This is a genomic window from Vagococcus sp., from assembly GCF_052102835.1.
Taxonomy (GTDB): Bacteria; Bacillota; Bacilli; order Lactobacillales; family Vagococcaceae; genus Vagococcus.
In genome coordinates, this window is record NZ_JBQEIL010000011.1 from 33,588 (window position 1) to 51,350 (window position 17,763).

The window sequence follows — 17,763 nt, forward strand, 5'->3', positions numbered from 1 at the left end:
TTTTTTTAGAAAAATTAAAGTTAAATCATAGAATTGCTATTAAAAAGCGTAATAACTTATGATGGCGAAAATATGTTCGCTATGATAAAATAAAGACATTAATCTGAGAGGGCAAGGAGTGGTACGATTGATAGAAAAAGATAATTCACGTGTCTTTGAGTTGGTATCAAAATATGAACCAGCCGGAGATCAGCCAGAAGCAATTAAACAATTAGTGAATAATATTGAAAAGCATGAAAAAGCTCAAATTTTATTAGGTGTTACAGGCTCTGGTAAGACATTTACAATGTCAAATGTGATAAAAGAAGTTAATAAGCCGACATTAATTATTGCACATAATAAAACATTAGCTGGTCAACTGTATAGTGAATTTAAAGAGTTCTTTCCCAACAATGCCGTGGAATACTTTGTTAGTTATTATGATTACTATCAACCGGAAGCTTATGTTCCGTCAAGTGATACCTATATTGAAAAAGATGCCAGTGTCAATGATGAAATAGACAAATTGCGACATTCAGCTACCAGTTCGTTACTTGAACGTAATGACGTGATTGTGGTGGCCTCTGTATCTTGTATTTACGGTTTGGGTGATCCAAAAGAATATCAAGACCAAGTGTTGTCGTTAAGAGAAGGTATGGAAATAAGTCGAGAAGAACTTTTACGTAAATTAGTCGATATTCAATTTGATCGGAATGATATTGATTTTCAACGTGGACGATTTCGTGTTCGTGGTGATGTGATTGAAATATTTCCAGCTTCAAGGGATGAGCATGCACTACGTGTTGAATTTTTTGGCGATGAAATAGACCGAATTCGAGAAGTTGAAGCTTTGACAGGAGAAGTAATTGCAGATCGTGAACATGTCGCTATATTTCCTGCAACTCACTTTGTAACGAATGATGATCAGATGGAAGATTCAATCCAAAAAATCCAAAAAGAATTGGCAGAGCGCTTAAAAGAATTAAGAGAAAACGAACAATTGTTGGAAGCGCAACGTTTAGAACAACGAACCAATTATGATATCGAAATGATGCGAGAAATGGGGTATTGTTCAGGAATTGAGAATTATTCCCGTCATATGGATGGTCGTTCTCCGGGTGACTCACCTTATACTTTAATTGATTTTTTTCCTGATGAATTTCTTATAATGGTAGATGAATCTCATGTAACCATGCCACAAATAAGAGGGATGTATAATGGCGATAAAGCACGTAAGCAGATGCTAGTTGATTATGGCTTTCGATTGCCGAGCGCTTTAGATAATCGCCCGTTACGATTGGAAGAGTTCGAAGCTCATGTTAATCAAATTCTTTATGTTTCAGCAACCCCTGGTCCTTATGAGCTTGAGCAAACCCCTGAGGTTATCGAGCAAATTATTCGTCCGACCGGATTACTTGATCCAACGATTGAAGTGAGACCAATTATGGGGCAAATTGATGATTTGGTTGGAGAAATTAATTTACGAACAGACCGCAATGAACGTGTTTTCATCACAACGTTAACCAAAAAAATGTCTGAAGATTTGACGGATTATTTTAAAGAACTTGGCTTAAAGGTGAAGTATTTACATAGTGATATTAAAACACTAGAGCGAACTGAAATTATCCGTGATTTAAGGTTAGGTGTTTTTGACGTTTTGATTGGAATTAATTTATTACGGGAAGGACTCGATGTTCCTGAAGTTTCATTAGTTGCTATTTTGGATGCGGATAAAGAAGGTTTCTTAAGAAGTGAACGTTCGCTTGTCCAATCCATTGGTCGGGCGGCTCGAAACTCAGAAGGTAAAGTCATTATGTATGCGGATAAAATGACGGATTCGATGCAACGAGCAATTAATGAAACGCAACGTCGTCGTGAAATTCAAGCGGCATATAACGAAGAACATGGTATTGTTCCTCAAACTATTATTAAAGATATTCGAGATTTAATTAGTATTTCTAAACTAGCTGAAGATACAGATGGAAATTCAATTGTTGAACAGTACCAAAAGATGAGCCGTCAAGAAAAAGGACATGTCTTAGAAGAAATGGAGTTAGCCATGAGAGCAGCAGCGAAGTCGCTTGACTTTGAGAAAGCAGCAACACTCCGCGATACCATTTTGGAACTTAAAGCAGGAAAGTAGGGATTGAATAAAGATGGTAAATGATAAAATTATAATTAAGGGAGCACGTGCTCATAATTTAAAAAATATAGACGTTACGATTCCTCGGGATAAATTAGTAGTGGTGACGGGTCTTTCAGGGTCTGGAAAAAGTTCACTTGCTTTTGACACCCTTTATGCAGAAGGACAGCGACGTTATGTGGAAAGTTTATCGTCCTATGCTCGTCAATTCTTAGGCCAAATGGAAAAGCCAGAGGTTGATAGTATTGATGGCTTAAGTCCTGCAATTTCTATTGATCAAAAAACAACGAGTAAGAATCCTCGGTCAACAGTTGGAACAGTCACGGAAATTAATGATTATTTGCGTTTGCTATATGCACGTATTGGTCATCCAATTTGTCCAAATGATGGGACACCGATTGCCAGCCAATCAGTCGAACAGATGGTAGATCGAGTTTTAGAATTAGCAGAGCGAACCAAGTTACAAATTATTTCTCCAATAATAACAGGAAAAAAAGGTCAGCATAAAAAAGTATTAGAAAAAATTCAAAAAGATGGCTTTGTTCGAGTTAAAGTCGATGGTGAAATTTATGATGTGACGGAAGTTCCCGAACTTTCTAAAACAAAAAAACATGATATCGGCGTTGTTATTGATCGGATTGTTGTTAAAGAGGGAATACGCTCACGTTTATTTGATTCGTTTGAAGTTGCGTTAAGATTATCTGAAGGGTACGCAGTCTGTGACATTGTTGGTGGTGACCCCATTCTCTTTAGTGAACATTATGCTTGTCCTTATTGTGGTTTTACAGTTGGTGAAATTGAACCTCGATTATTTTCTTTTAATACGCCATTTGGTGCTTGCCCCGATTGTGACGGTTTAAGTCTCAAATTGGAAGTCGATCTTGATTTAGTCATACCAGATGAAAGTAAATCATTACGTGAAGGAGCTATTGCCCCTTGGAATCCCATCAGTTCAAATTATTATCCACAATTATTGGAGCAAGCATGTCGTCATTTTAAGATTGATTTTGATATGCCTTTTAGTGATTTATCTGCTGAACAGAAGCAATTCATCTTACATGGATCAAATGAAGAACTCTTTCATTTTCATTATCAAAATGAGTTTGGTGGCATTCGAGATGTTGATATTCCTTTCGAAGGAATAGTAACTAATATTAATCGTCGATATCACGAGACGAATAGTGATTATACTCGTGAACAAATGAGAACCTATATGACTGAATTAACTTGTGAAAGTTGTCATGGGTACCGTTTAAATCAACAAGCATTATCTGTGAAAATCAATGGTGATCACATAGGGATTATTAGTGAATTAGCCATTCGCGATACTTTACATTATTTTGAAGAGTTGACATTGGGGGAACAAGAAGAGGCAATTGCTCGTCCAATCTTGAAAGAAATCAAAGATCGATTAACATTTCTAAATAATGTGGGCTTAAACTACTTATCTTTAAGTCGAGCTTCTGGAACGCTTTCTGGTGGTGAAGCACAACGGATACGCCTTGCAACACAAATTGGCTCTAATTTATCCGGTGTTCTTTATATTTTAGATGAGCCTTCGATAGGGCTACATCAACGAGATAATAATCGTTTGATCGAATCCTTAAAACAAATGCGAGATTTAGGGAATACTTTGATTGTCGTCGAACATGATGAAGATACGATGCGCGCTGCTGACTATTTAATTGATATTGGACCGGGTGCTGGGGAAGCAGGCGGACAAATTATAGCAGAAGGGACACCGGAAGAAGTCGAACAGAACCCGAATTCCTTAACTGGACAATATTTATCAGGACAAAAGAAAATACCTATTCCTAAAACACGACGTGAGGGAAATGGTAAACAATTAGTCATTAAAGGCGCTAGTCAAAATAATCTTAAAAATATTGATGTGACCATTCCAATGGGTAAATTTGTTGCTGTGACTGGAGTGTCTGGATCGGGGAAAAGTACACTAGTCAATGATATTTTAAAAAAGGCCCTCGCTCAAAAAATTAATCGTAATTCGCAAAAACCAGGTAAATATCGTGAACTTATTGGTTATGAGGAAATCGAAAAAATTATTGATATTGATCAGAGCCCAATCGGTCGAACCCCTCGAAGTAATCCGGCAACGTATACAAGTGTTTTTGATGATATTCGCGATCTGTTTTCAAAAACGAATGAAGCCAAAGTTCGGGGCTATAAAAAAGGAAGATTTAGTTTTAATGTAAAAGGTGGGCGTTGTGAGGCGTGTCGTGGGGATGGTATTTTGAAGATTGAGATGCATTTTTTACCAGATGTTTATGTTCCTTGTGAGGTTTGTCAGGGAAAACGTTATAATTCTGAGACTTTAGAAGTAACCTACAAGGAAAAAAGTATTGCAGATATTCTTGAAATGACGGTTGAAGAAGCGGTACCGTTCTTCCATTCGATACCTAAAATTAATCGGAAATTACAGACTATTTTGGATGTCGGTTTAGGTTATGTGAAATTGGGTCAATCTGCAACGACATTGTCTGGGGGAGAAGCTCAAAGAATGAAATTGGCAAGTGAACTACATAAACGTTCAAATGGAAAGAGTTTCTATATCTTAGATGAACCGACAACGGGATTACACGCAGATGATATTAAGCGATTGTTAGGCGTATTAAATCGATTAGTTGATGCTGGAAACACAGTTTTAGTAATTGAGCATAATTTAGATGTCATTAAAACAGCAGACTACCTTATTGATTTAGGTCCTGAAGGTGGCGATGGTGGGGGAACTATTGTTACAACTGGAACCCCTGAAGAAGTAGTTTTAGTTGATGGAAGTTTTACAGGATATTATTTGAAAGAAGTAATGAATCGAAAATAATAGAAATTAAAAAGGAGACATAAAATGAGGATTTCCTCTTTTATGTCTCTTTTGCTGTCCGTCGATACGCCGGGTATGATATAATTGAACGATGGAAGATAAGGAGTGATGGACATGGAAGAAAAACAAATCGATAGTTTAAAACTAGTCGTCATAACAGGAATGAGTGGAGCGGGTAAAACGGTTGCCATTCAAAGCTTTGAAGATATGGGCTATTTCTGTATCGACAATTTACCTCCCAGCTTAATTCCCAAGTTTTGGGAATTAATTAAAGAATCTGGAAAAATCGCAAAAATCGCGTTAGTGATTGATTTAAGATCGCGTGCTTTTTTTGAAGAAATACAAAGTATGTTAATTGAGATTGAAAATACAAAGTTAGTAGATACTTCTATTTTATTTTTAGATGCATCGGATAAAGAACTCGTTTCACGTTATAAAGAAACGCGCCGAACACATCCTCTAGCAATGGATGGATTGGTAACTGAGGGAATTATGACCGAGCGTTCAATGCTAACTGCTTTGAAATCAGAAGCACAATTAGTGATTGATACGACTCTTTTATCGCCTCGACAATTAAGAGAACAAATAATTGAACATTTTAGTACAACCGAAAGCAATACGTTTAGGATTGAAATGATTTCTTTTGGTTTTAAATATGGGTTGCCAATAGATGCCGATATCGTAATGGATGTCCGTTTTTTACAAAATCCACATTATGTACCAGAACTACGGCCTTTAAATGGGACAAACAAGCCTGTTTATGACTATGTAATGGCTTCTGATTTAACAGAAGATTTTTATCAAAAATATGAAGCGTTAATTTTAAGTATTTTACCTGGTTATGAAAAAGAAGGTAAGATGAGTTTAACGATTGCAATTGGTTGTACTGGTGGACAGCATCGGTCAGTCGCATTAACCGAACGACTAGGGCATCGTCTAGAAGAAAATTATCGAACGAATATCACCCACCGAGATATTAACAAGAGGAAAGAAACGGTCAATCGATCATGAAAACGTATCGCATCAGAAAACCTAAAATTGTTGTAATCGGTGGAGGAACTGGTTTGCCAGTCATTTTAAAAGCACTAAGAAATCAAAGTGCAGATATAACAGCAATTGTAACGGTAGCTGATGATGGAGGAAGTAGTGGCGTTTTGCGAGAAAGTGTTAAAATGAGTCCGCCGGGTGACTTACGAAATGTTCTTGTTTCTTTATCTGATATGCCTCAACTTGTTGAGGATATTTTCCAATATCGGTTTAAAGCAGAAGATGATTTTCTAGCGAATCATACCATTGGCAATTTAATTATTGCTGCCTTATCAGAGATGCGAGAAAGTACGTATGAAGCAATACAATTATTAGCGAAATTTATGCATGTGAATGGTCATGTTTATCCGGCGTCAGAACAATCATTAACTCTTCATGCTAAATTTGAAGATGGGACAGAGGCCTCAGGTGAATCGACTATTGGAAAATTTAGAAAAACGATTGAATATGTTTATGTTACAGATACAGAAACGGGAAAGATACCTGAGCCGTCACGAAAAGTCATTGCTGCGATTCATGAAGCGGATATGGTCGTTCTAGGACCAGGAAGTTTATATACTAGTATATTACCTAATTTAATGATTGAAAAAATTGGTCAAGCAGTGATTCATTCACCTGCAGAAGTCGTCTATATTTGTAATATCATGACTCAAAAAGGTGAAACGGAACAATTCTCAGATGCAAATCATATTGAGGTTTTACATCGTCATTTGAACCATCGTTTTATTGATACTGTCTTGGTAAATACTGAGGAAGTTCCCAAAGAGTATATGAATTCCGATCGTTTTGATGAGTACTTAGTTCAGGTTAGGCATGATTTTCAAGGATTACGTGAAGAAGAATGCCGAGTGGTATCAGCAGACTTTTTAGAGCTTAGAGATGGAGGAGCTTTTCATGATGGAAACAAAGTCGTAGATGAATTATTCCGACTTGTTTTTGGTGCGAAGTATTAGGTTGATAAGGGGGCTGTTATTTTGTCTTTTGCATCAGATGTAAAAAAAGAATTAACAACGCTTGAAGTTCATAAAGAACATGCGAAGGCTGAGTTAGCAGCATTAATTCGAATGAATGGTGCTGTGACTTTAGTTAATCGACGATTTGTCTTGAATGTTCAAACGGAAAATGCGGCGATTGCTCGTCGCATTTATACGTTATTGAAAGATCATTATCAAGTCAATAGTGAACTTTTAGTTCGACGAAAAATGAAGTTGAAAAAAAATAATGTTTATATTGTTCGATTAAAACATGATACTCAGAGAGTGCTCAGTGATTTAGAAATTTTAAATGGGCTGATGTTTAATACACGTGTCTCTGATGAAATTAAGAAAAATGAACAAAAAATTCGTTCTTACCTTCGAGGCGCTTTTTTAGCCGGAGGATCGGTTAATAATCCGGAGACTAGTCGTTATCATTTAGAAATTTATTCAATTTACGAAGATCAGTGTTTTGATCTCTGTGAAATGTTAGAAACGTATGGTCTTAATGGGCGCGTAGCCGAACGACGTAATGGCTACATAACTTATCTCAAAGGTGCAGAAGAAATCGCTGATTTTCTTGTTTTGATTGGGGCAACGAATGCAATGCTGAAATTTGAAGACGTTAGAATTGTCCGAGATTTAAGAAATTCTGTGAATCGTCTCATGAATTGCGAAAATGCAAATATGAATAAAACGGCAGATGCAGCAAAAAAACAAATTGAGAATATCCAATTAATTGAGACGGTTGTGGGGCTGGAGGCATTGCCTGAAAAACTTAGAGAAGTTGCAGAATTGAGATTAGAACGACCTGAGATCAGTTTGAAAGAGTTAGGCGAAAATTTACCCTCTGGCGCAATAACAAAATCCGGCATTAACCATCGGATGCGTAAAATCAATGAATATGCAAGTAAATTGGAAGTAACCAATAAATAAAGCTAGAAAAAGGAAAAAACTTTTTCTAGTTTTTTTGTAAATTTTATTTAGATTAATCAGTAGGTAATTCAATGTCACCGAAATAAAAGATGATATCTTTCCATGGATAATTATTGGTGTGACGGAACTTTCGTTGGTTTTGTTTTTTATGTTCCGATTGAATAGAAATTCTGAAAATGAGAAAATCAAAGGCTGAAATAATAAAGGTGAAGTTAAACTTTTATTAATCGCTGATTTTAAAAATTTCTTTTGGTAGGCACTCTACTGAAAAACTGCTATAATCAAAATAAATAAGGTAAAGTAAAAGGGGAGGCTTTTTGATGACAACAAAAGATGTTTGGCACAATTTTGTTCAATCACATGATACAAAATCGATTGTGCTACCCCATCATATTTTAGATTCTTGGCAATATTGTATTAGTAATGATGTTAATCCTTATTCAGATAAGGGCATTGAGAGAATCAGTTTAACCCGATTACATCAACAAAAAAAAGAATTAGCTTTTGTTATTCAGTCAGTTAAAGATGAAATTAAAGATTTCAATGAGTTTTTTTATATGAAACGGCCATTGTTTATTTTGACAGATGCCGAAGGAGCGATTATCTGGCGAGATGGTAATGAACAAACGAAGCAACTAGCTAATGACATTCGCTTTAGTGAAGGAAGTATCTGGACTGAAAAAGCGGTAGGGACAAATGCCATTGGAATTACATTAAGAACTAAACAAACGGTTACTGTTAAACGGTATGAACATTATTCGAAAGCGTCACATCCCTTTGTTTGTAGTTCATCACCCATCTTAGGAGCAGACAATGAAATTGTCGCTGTTCTAAACGTTTCAAGTGCAGAAAATCAATTTGAAACAAATTATACTCAAGTTGCCTTACAAATGATCACTAAAAGTGTCCATATTGAGTTATTGCAAGAAACGTTTCGTGGTCAAGCCAATCAAATGAAAGAAATTATGAATGCACCCTTTCAGGCTTGCGTTCTTTTAAATAAAGAAGAACAAATTGTCGCTGTCTCAAACGATTTAGCAGAACATCAAAACTATTGGTTGGGTCGTTCGATGGAAGAGTTTTTAGCAACTAAGACGTTTACCTATACAATAAAACCGCTTTCAAACGAACGGTTTCGTTTAGGGAGTGCTTACTTTTTTGATATTCCAGAACTATCCCATAGTCAAGGGTTTACTTCTTTTGGGATACCCTCCCGAAATCCAGCTTATCGTCGGTATTTGAAACAGTTACTAAAGTCTGCCGACTCGAATTTACCCGTACATGTTTTTGGCGAGACAGGGAGTGGTAAAGAAGTTTCCGCTAAAACAATCCATTACAATAGTCCGCATAAAGACGGCCCTTTAATTTCAGTCAACTGTGGTGCGTTAAGCGAAAACTTATTAGAAAGTGAATTATTCGGGTATGCTTCAGGAGCTTTTACAGGAGCAAATCAAGGGGGATACCAAGGTAAAATCCGTTTGGCTAATAAGGGAACGTTGTTTCTTGATGAAATTGATAGCATGTCAACTCGAATGCAGGTTTCTTTATTGCGAGTTTTAGAGGATAAGAAAGTCGTGCCATTAGGTGGAGAAGTTGCGCATGATGTCGATTTTAGATTAGTCACGGCGAGCAACAAAGACTTGCGCCGTCTCGTTTTAAATGGTGAATTCCGTGAAGATTTATTTTATCGTTTGTTTGTCTTGCCACTAAGGTTACCACCATTGCGTGATCGCATGGAAGATTTTGACGTTTTGATTGATGCATTTTGTCAAAAAGAAAAATGGTACCCAACTTGGATTTGTCGAGTGAAACAAAGAGTGACCGATTATGATTGGCCAGGGAATATCCGTGAATTTTATAATTTTATTGATCGTCTTCATCTTTTCTATTTTGATGAAGAACCTTCATTGGATGAAATTGATGAATTAATTAATCTCGGTTCTGTGCAACCGAAAAACGGACAAAGACATAATACACCTAGTCAGTTATCAGAAAAAGAACAAATTGAACATGTTCTAGTTGAGACAAACAATCACTTAAGTCAAACTGCTGAAAAATTAGGGATTGCAAGAAGTACGTTATATCGCAAGATAGATAAGTATCAAATAAAAATAGACCGTTAAAATTGAAGATTATTATAGAGAGATTAGGAATATTCCTAATCTTTTTTTTTGTGAAAAAAAGAGAAGAAGTGTTGCGACAATGTGCAACGAATTTGTTTCGTTTCATTGTTTTCACAAAGAAACCCCTTTCATTTGACGTTTTTTAAAGTTGGCACGCTAATTGCTTATAATAAAGTGAAACAAGAATAAGGAAGGTGAACTCATGAAGTCATATGATTTAATCATCATTGGTGCAGGTCCTGGTGGTTATGTTGCAGCAGTTGAGGCAAGTAAACTAGGGAAAAAAGTAGCAGTGATTGAGAAAAAGAAGATAGGAGGAACCTGTTTAAACGTTGGTTGTATACCGTCTAAAGCTTATTTAAAGCATGCGGAATGGCTGGAAACAATGGCAGAGGCTAATCAGTTTGGCGTGATAAATGAAGTTAAAGAAATTGATTATTCAAAATTAGTCAATCGAAAAGATCAAGTGGTCGGCCAATTACAACAAGGGATTCATTATTTGTTTAAAGAAAACAAAATTGATTATATCGAAGGCGAAGCAGAAGTTATTTCTAATCGAGTAGTTAGTGTGAATGGTGCGAAATATGAAACAAATTATCTTTTATTAGCAACAGGAAGCACGCCATTTGTTCCTCCAATTAACGGATTAGATCAAGTTTCTTATCTAACCACTGATACTTTCTTTGAAATGAGAGAATTACCGAAGAAAATGGCAATTATTGGCGGAGGCGTTATTGGCATTGAATTAGCCTTTGCAATGGCACCGTTGGGTGTTGAAGTGACGGTTGTCGAAGTTGCCCCGGAAATATTAATGACCGAAGATGAAGAGGCACGTACAATCATTCGTCAAAAATTAAAAAAAATGCAGGTTAAAGTTTTAGAAAAAGTACAAATTAAAGAAGTTAAACAAGGTGAATTAGTTTTAGACAATACTACAATTTCTTTTGATGAATTGTTAGTTGTAACAGGTCGTAAAGCCAATCTACAATTAGCCGATGCACTAAATCTAGAGAAAACAGAAAACAAAAAATTTATTCAGGTTGATCGTCACTATGAAACAAGTGAAAAAAACGTATTTGCGATTGGTGATGTGATTGATACCTTGATGTTAGCTCATGCTGCAAGTAAAGAAGGGATAAAAGCCGTTCGCTACATGTTTGGCAAAAAGGAAGCCCCACTTAAGAATGAGGATATTCCTAAATGTGTGTATACACATCCTGAAATTGCAAGCTTTGGTTTAACTGAGAGTGAAGCGCAAGAAAAAGGTTATGATGTTTTAGTTTCTAAGACACCTTATAGTAATAACGGTCGTGCAATATCAGGTAACGAAACAACTGGTTTTATTAAAATTATTTCTGAGAAAAAATATAAAGAACTCTTAGGCGTTGTGATTGTCGGCGCGAATGCAACAGAAATGATACATACTATTTTAGCAGCGAAACAAGCTGAAGGAACATTATCGGAAGTAGAACAAATGACATTTGCTCATCCAACTCTTTCAGAGATGATGGGAGAATTAGCAAACGAGATGCTTAATTAAGGAGGAAGAATAATGGAACAAATTACAAAACAAAAAGCAGAGTGGATTTACAAGATTATGAATGACATTAGAAACTTTGAGGATGAGGTACATCGTATTTTTACAACGGGTGAAATTCCAGGATTTGTTCACTTGTATGCAGGTGAAGAAGCTGTAGCAACAGGTGTTTGTGCTCATTTGACAGAAAAAGATTATATTACTAGTACTCACCGTGGTCATGGTCACTGTATCGCTAAAGGTTGTGACTTAGACGGTATGATGGCTGAGATTTTTGGTAAAGCAACAGGTCTTTGCAAAGGTAAAGGTGGTTCAATGCATATCGCTGACATCGATAAAGGGATGTTAGGTGCAAACGGTATGGTTGGTGGTGGTTTTCCCATCGCAGTTGGTGCTGGTTTAAGAAATAAATATTTAAAAACAGATGATGTAGCAGTCTGCTTCTTCGGAGATGGTGCATCAAATGAGGGAACATTCCATGAGTCAATTAACATGGCAGCAATTTGGGATTTACCAGTTGTTTTTGTTTGTGAGAATAACCACTTTGGTGAAGCAACACCACAAAGTTATGCATCTGGAACAAAAACGATTGCTGAAAGAAGTAAAGCTTATGATATTCCTGGCGTGACTGTTGATGGCAAAGATTTAGTTGCTGTTTATGAAGCGGCTGGTGAAGCAATTGACCGTGCGCGTCGTGGAGAAGGTCCATCTATCGTTGAATGTATGACGTATCGTGATTATGGACATTTTGAAGGAGACGAGCAAAAATATAAAGCTAAAGAAGGTGCTGAAAAAGAATTAGCTAATTTTGATAATATTCCAGCGTTCCGTGAAGTTGCCATTAAAAATAAATGGTTAACAGCTAAAGTAGCAGATGAAATTGAAGCACAATCAATTAAAGATACAGAACATGCGGTTAAATTTGCTAGTGATAGTCCATTACCAAATCCAGAAGCATTGTATGAAGACGTTAGCGTTTAATTAAGAAAAGACAAGATGAAGGAGTGACTTTAAAATGAGTAGAAGAATTTCATTTATGCAAGCAATCAATGAAGGTTTAGATATCGCAATGGACAATGATGATCGCGTCATTTTATTAGGTGAAGATATTGCCGGTGGAGCTGGAGTTGAACATCTAGATGGAGACGGCGCTTGGGGCGGTGTTTTCGGAGTAACAAAAGGATTAGTTGAAAAACATGGTCGCGAACGCGTCATTGATACCCCTATTTCAGAAATGGGGTATATGGGAGCGAGTGTTGGTGCAGCTGCAACTGGGCTTAGACCTGTTCCAGAATTAATGTTTAATGACTTTTTAGGTTTCTGTTTTGATACATTATTAGCTCAAGGGTCAAAAATGCGCTATATGTTTGGTGGAAAAGCCAAAATTCCAATGACAGTTAGAACGTGTCATGGTGCTGGAGCATCAGCAGCAGCCCAACATTCAGGTTCATATTACGGTATGTTTGGTTCAATCCCAGGTTTAAAAGTAGTTGTTCCTTCTAATCCATATGATGCGAAAGGATTATTACTTTCTGCTATTGAAGATGATAACATTGTTATCTTTACTGAAGATAAGACTCTTTATGGTATGAAAGATGAAGTTCCAGAAGGTTATTATAAAGTTGAAATTGGTAAAGCTAAAGTGAAACGTGAAGGTACTGATTTAACAATTGTAACGATTGGAAAAATGCTTTATGTTGCTTTAGACGTAGCTAAAGAATTAGAAAAACAAAATATTTCAGTTGAAGTCATTGATTTAATTACTGTCGCGCCATGGGATCAAGAAACAGTTCTTAATTCAGTGAAGAAAACAGGACGTTTAATTGTCATTGATGAAGCAAATCCACATAATAACACAGCGACTGATATTGCTTCAGTTGTGGGTGATAAAGCCTTTGATTATTTAGATGGTCCAATCAAATGTATTTGTGCACCAAATACGCCAGTACCATTTGCAAGTAATTTAGAAGCTCTTTATTTACCAGATAAAGAAAAAGTTTTAAATGTAGCTAGCGAACTGATTGAAGATTTAAAATAAAAGGGTAGGTGGAAAATATGGCTGAAGCAATAACAATGCCAACATTAGGTTTAACAATGACGGAAGGAACCGTTGATCAATGGTTTAAAAAAGTCGGCGATCCAATCTCAAAAGGAGAAGCTGTTGTCGCGATTAGTTCAGAAAAATTGACACATGATGTTGAAGCAACTGCGGATGGAATTTTATTACAAATCATTGTAGATGACGGTGGCGATGCACCTTGTCAGGAAGCAATTGGTTATATCGGTGCTGAAGGAGAAGCGCTACCTAACGTAACAGGAACAACAGAAACAAGTGAAGAAGTGGTCCAAGTTGAAGAAGTGAAAGAAGAAATCTCTTCAGTTCAAGAAAAACCACAACGTGTAGCTGGTGAACGTGTTTTTGCCACTCCATTAGCTCGTAAAGTCGCGGATGAAAATGGTTATTTATTAGAAGATATCATCGGAACAGGTGGTAACGGTCGTATTACACGCCGTGACGTCGAACGCCACACACCAGTTAAAGTTGTCGCTCCAATAGCGACGGCAATCATCGGTGAAGGTTTAGAAGGCATGCGTAAAGTCATCGCTCAAAGAATGCACCAAAGTTTAAATCAAAGTGCTCAGTTGACATTACATCGTAAAGCCAATATCAATGCACTTTTAACTTTCAGAAAAGAATTACAACAAAAAGCAGGAGATTCAATTAATCGTCGTGCCTTAAGTATCAATACTTTATTAATTAAAGCTGTTAGTTTAGCATTGAAAGACCATCCAGAAATGAATGCTTGGTATGATTTAGAAACATTAACACAACATGAAGCAGTTCATGTCGGTGTCGCTGTTTCTGTTGATGATGGTTTGGTTGTTCCTGTAATAAAAGATGTTCAAAGTAAATCATTATCACAAATTGGTGCTGATTTTGGTGAAGTGACCTCTCAAGCTGTTGACGGAACGTTACCAGGTAATCTGTATTCAGGCTCAACCTTTACAATTACAAATTTAGGTAGTCTAGGTATTGAATACTTTACGCCAATCTTAAATGCGCCTGAAGTTGGTATTTTAGGAGTTGGACAAACTCAATCTAAATTAGCTTTTGGTGAAGACCAATCAATTGTTGAAATCAAAGAATTACCATTAAGTTTAACCTTTGATCATGCTGTTGTGGATGGTGCCCCTGCGGCAGCGTTCTTAGCATCAATTATTAATTATTTAGAAGCACCTTATTCGTTAATTGTTTAAAGATAAGGATTAAGTGTTTATTAAAGGGCGGAGTATTCCAATCTATTCTGTCCTTTTTTATAAATAAAAAGAGGTTTGATACTGAAAAGTATCAAACCTCTTTGTTTTGTGAATTTACGAATTGAGTAATTTTTCTAAATCTTGATCAGAAATTTTTTGGTCAAAGACAGTGTCACCGATAATCATCGTTGGAATGAAAAAAACACCAGAAGCAGCAGCTTCTTTTTTGATAGCCTCACTAGTATGTTCAGTTTTTTGAAGAGTTAAACCGAGTTCCTGTTTAGCATAATTGGCAACGTCTTCTAAAGAATCAAGTTCGCCCCAATCGTCTTGTGTTTCAAAGATAGTTGTAATGACTTTAGTTGCGGTTTCATCCTCTGGAACGTGGTGATGCATGATGTTTCCAGCAGCTAAACTAGCTTTGTCTTTGTCAAACAATTTGATAATATGTTGGATTTTTCCTTCTGCAACATACTTAGCAATTAATTTTTGTCGTTCTTCCCACCATTGTTTACAGAAAGGGCAACGTAGATTGGTGAATTCAACTAATTTAATCGGAGCATCCTTTTTCCCAAGGATAATACCTGTTGTTAAATCAATTTTTTGAGTATCAATATCATTCATATATACGGCCTCATTTCGACTTAGAATTATTTAGCTAATTGTTTGTTGTTAACCATGACTTCATCAATCAAACCATACTCTTTGGCTTCTTCAGCAGACATAAAGTTATCGCGATCAGTATCTTTTTCGATAATTTTAATAGGTTGTCCAGTATTGTCAGCTAAGATTTTGTTTAAGCGTTCACGTGTGTTTAAGATGTGACGAGCTGCAATTTCAATTTCAGTAGCTTGTCCTTGAGCGCCTCCTAATGGTTGGTGGATCATTATTTCAGCATTTGGTAAAGCAAAACGTTTGCCTTTTGTTCCTGCAGATAATAAGAAACTACCCATTGAAGCAGCCATTCCTAAAACGATGGTTTGAACATCTGATTTAACAAAATTCATTGTATCGTAAATTGCTAATCCAGCTGAGACGCTTCCGCCTGGAGAATTGATATAAAGAAAAATATCTTTCTCAGGATCTTGAGCATCTAAAAATAAAAGTTGAGCAATCACTGAGTTAGCGACATTGTCATCAATCGGGCCACTCAACATGATAATTCGATCTTTTAAAAGGCGAGAATAAATATCGTACGCACGTTCGCCACGTGAAGACTGTTCAATAACAGTTGGTATAAGGTTCATTATTAATTCCTCCTAAAATATAAGCCTATTCAATATACTATTTTAACATAATTTATGTGAAGTACCTACTATGAAGTTTAAATTAATAGTCATAAAAGGTCAAAGAAAAAGATTGATAAACAGCGGCTCTAAATTAATTTTTATTTTAAGATAAAACGGTCTAAAAATTCTTTTGTTCTTGGATGGACAGGATTTTTAAAAATAGTTTCAGGTGTTCCTTGTTCAACAATTAAGCCTTCATCAATAAAAATAATTGAATCGGCAACTTCCTGAGCAAAGTCCATTTCATGGGTTACGATAATCATCGTCTGTCCCAATTTAGTTAGGGTTTTCATGGCACCTAAAACTTCACCGACTAACTCTGGATCTAGTCCGGAGGTTGGTTCATCGAATAAAATTAAATCTGGCTTCATCGTTAAAGATCTGGCAATTGCAACCCGTTGTTTTTGTCCACCTGAAAGTTGATAAGGTTTTGCATTAATATATTGTTCCATACCGACTAAAGATAAATAGTAAATGGCAGATTTTTCAGCTTCAAGTTTTGAAAGTTTAAGACCTTTAATTGGCCCGAGAGTACAGTTATCAAGTACAGTCAAGTTATTAAACAAATTAAATTGTTGAAAAACCATCCCAAGGTGTTGACGGTATTCTCTAATATTGGCCTGTCGTGTCAAAATATTTTCACCAAGATAGATAATTTCACCAGAATCTGGTTCATCTAATAAATTGATACATCTCAGAGCCGTTGATTTACCAGAGCCGGAGCTACCAATAATACAAATAACTTCGCCTTTCTTAATGGTAAAATTAATATCTTTTAAAATCATTTGTTGACCAAAACTTTTTTTAAGGTGTTTGATTTCTAGCAAATTTGTCAAATGAAAAACTCCTTTAAGTATCTTATTTTATGGTTTCCGAAAAATTACTTAATGGCATGATGTCGATTGCTCGTATGTAATTGCTTTTACCAGCCATTTTTTTCTCAATTGATTTAAGGATAAAAATAGCAATAATAGTCATCGCTAAGTAAATTAGAGTAGCGACAAAGAACGATTCGAAATATCTAAAGTTACTACCGGCAATTGATTTTGTTTGGAAAAATATTTCCGTTATAGAAATGACGTTTAAGACAGAGGTATCTTTAATATTACTGATAAAAGTATTCCCGATGTTAGGTAAAATATTTCGGAGAACCTGAGGAAGGATCACATAAATCATACTTTGGAAATGGGTGATACCGATTGACTTGGTAGCATCTGACTGTCCTTTTGAGATGGATTGAATTCCAGCTCGAACAGTTTCGGACATGTACGCACCTGTGTTTAAGGAAACAATAATCACACCTGCCAACGTTCGATCAATATTTAAACCTAAAGCTTGAGCTGAACCATAGTAGATAACCATTGCTTGAACAATCATTGGAGTTCCTCTGAAAATAGTAATGTATAGTGTAAAAATACCGTTTAATATTTTGGTTAGAGCTCTGACTAATTTTGATTTTGATTTTGGAATAGTTCGTATAATCCCGATGATTAGACCGATTAGTCCACCGAAAAAAGTTCCTGAAATAGCAATAATTAACGCGATTCCAGCTCCGAATAACATAATAGGACCATCATCTATAATTATTTTTAATATCCATTGAAAATCCATTTTTTTCCTCCTAGTTAAATCTTTGTT

At 36.1% G+C, this 17,763-nt stretch carries 14 protein-coding genes; 10 read left to right on the forward strand and 4 right to left on the reverse strand.

From position 1 onward, the window contains the following. Positions 1-127: 127 nt before the first annotated feature. The 10 genes from uvrB (at position 128) to ACTJFD_RS10165 (ending at position 14,836) form a co-directional block, all read left to right on the forward strand. A complete protein-coding gene (gene uvrB, locus ACTJFD_RS10120) occupies positions 128-2,122 on the forward strand; it encodes an excinuclease ABC subunit UvrB (protein ID WP_442261388.1) in 1,995 nt (664 codons plus the stop codon). Positions 2,123-2,135: 13 nt separating this feature from the next. Beyond that, positions 2,136-4,961: an excinuclease ABC subunit UvrA gene (gene uvrA, locus ACTJFD_RS10125; RefSeq protein WP_442261390.1), complete on the forward strand. Its 2,826-nt coding sequence runs from the start codon at positions 2,136-2,138 to the stop codon at positions 4,959-4,961. A 114-nt stretch (positions 4,962-5,075) separates the two neighbouring features. Next, the gene (gene rapZ / locus ACTJFD_RS10130; RefSeq protein WP_442261392.1) at positions 5,076-5,972 is read left to right on the forward strand and encodes an RNase adapter RapZ; all 897 of its coding nucleotides are present in this window, start codon (positions 5,076-5,078) and stop codon (positions 5,970-5,972) included. Beyond that, on the forward strand, positions 5,969-6,961 hold the full coding sequence (locus ACTJFD_RS10135) for a gluconeogenesis factor YvcK family protein (RefSeq protein WP_442261393.1): 993 nt from the start codon (positions 5,969-5,971) through the stop codon (positions 6,959-6,961). Before rapZ ends, ACTJFD_RS10135 begins: the two co-directional genes overlap by 4 nt. 21 nt (positions 6,962-6,982) lie before the next feature. Beyond that, a complete protein-coding gene (whiA, locus tag ACTJFD_RS10140; protein WP_442261394.1) occupies positions 6,983-7,918 on the forward strand; it encodes a DNA-binding protein WhiA in 936 nt (311 codons plus the stop codon). Between the two features lie 320 nt (positions 7,919-8,238). Beyond that, positions 8,239-10,041: a sigma-54-dependent Fis family transcriptional regulator gene (locus ACTJFD_RS10145; protein WP_442261395.1), complete on the forward strand. Its 1,803-nt coding sequence runs from the start codon at positions 8,239-8,241 to the stop codon at positions 10,039-10,041. Between the two features lie 202 nt (positions 10,042-10,243). Beyond that, on the forward strand, positions 10,244-11,581 hold the full coding sequence (gene lpdA, locus ACTJFD_RS10150) for a dihydrolipoyl dehydrogenase (RefSeq protein WP_442261396.1): 1,338 nt from the start codon (positions 10,244-10,246) through the stop codon (positions 11,579-11,581). Between the two features lie 12 nt (positions 11,582-11,593). After that, positions 11,594-12,559 carry a thiamine pyrophosphate-dependent dehydrogenase E1 component subunit alpha gene (locus tag ACTJFD_RS10155; protein ID WP_442261397.1) on the forward strand — a complete coding sequence of 322 codons (966 nt, stop codon included), beginning with the start codon at positions 11,594-11,596 and terminating at the stop codon, positions 12,557-12,559. A gap of 34 nt (positions 12,560-12,593) precedes the next feature. Beyond that, a complete protein-coding gene (locus ACTJFD_RS10160; protein ID WP_442261399.1) occupies positions 12,594-13,616 on the forward strand; it encodes an alpha-ketoacid dehydrogenase subunit beta in 1,023 nt (340 codons plus the stop codon). A 17-nt stretch (positions 13,617-13,633) separates the two neighbouring features. Further along, entirely contained in the window at positions 13,634-14,836 is a 1,203-nt protein-coding gene (locus ACTJFD_RS10165; protein WP_442261401.1) for a dihydrolipoamide acetyltransferase family protein, read from the forward strand. Between the two features lie 114 nt (positions 14,837-14,950). Here ACTJFD_RS10165 and ACTJFD_RS10170 read toward each other — a convergent pair whose 3' ends face one another. The 4 genes from ACTJFD_RS10170 to ACTJFD_RS10185 all read right to left on the reverse strand — a co-directional run bounded on the left by ACTJFD_RS10170 (position 14,951) and on the right by ACTJFD_RS10185 (position 17,736). Then, positions 14,951-15,460 carry a thioredoxin domain-containing protein gene (locus tag ACTJFD_RS10170; protein ID WP_442261402.1) on the reverse strand — a complete coding sequence of 170 codons (510 nt, stop codon included), beginning with the start codon at positions 15,458-15,460 and terminating at the stop codon, positions 14,951-14,953. Between the two features lie 26 nt (positions 15,461-15,486). Then, positions 15,487-16,083 (reverse strand): ATP-dependent Clp endopeptidase proteolytic subunit ClpP, encoded by a 597-nt coding sequence (clpP, locus tag ACTJFD_RS10175; protein WP_442261404.1) that lies wholly within the window; start codon positions 16,081-16,083, stop codon positions 15,487-15,489. A gap of 140 nt (positions 16,084-16,223) precedes the next feature. After that, positions 16,224-16,961, reverse strand: a complete 738-nt coding sequence (locus tag ACTJFD_RS10180) for an amino acid ABC transporter ATP-binding protein (RefSeq protein ID WP_442261406.1) — start codon at positions 16,959-16,961, stop codon at positions 16,224-16,226. Between the two features lie 22 nt (positions 16,962-16,983). Beyond that, entirely contained in the window at positions 16,984-17,736 is a 753-nt protein-coding gene (locus ACTJFD_RS10185; RefSeq protein ID WP_442261407.1) for an amino acid ABC transporter permease, read from the reverse strand. Positions 17,737-17,763: the final 27 nt, after the last annotated feature.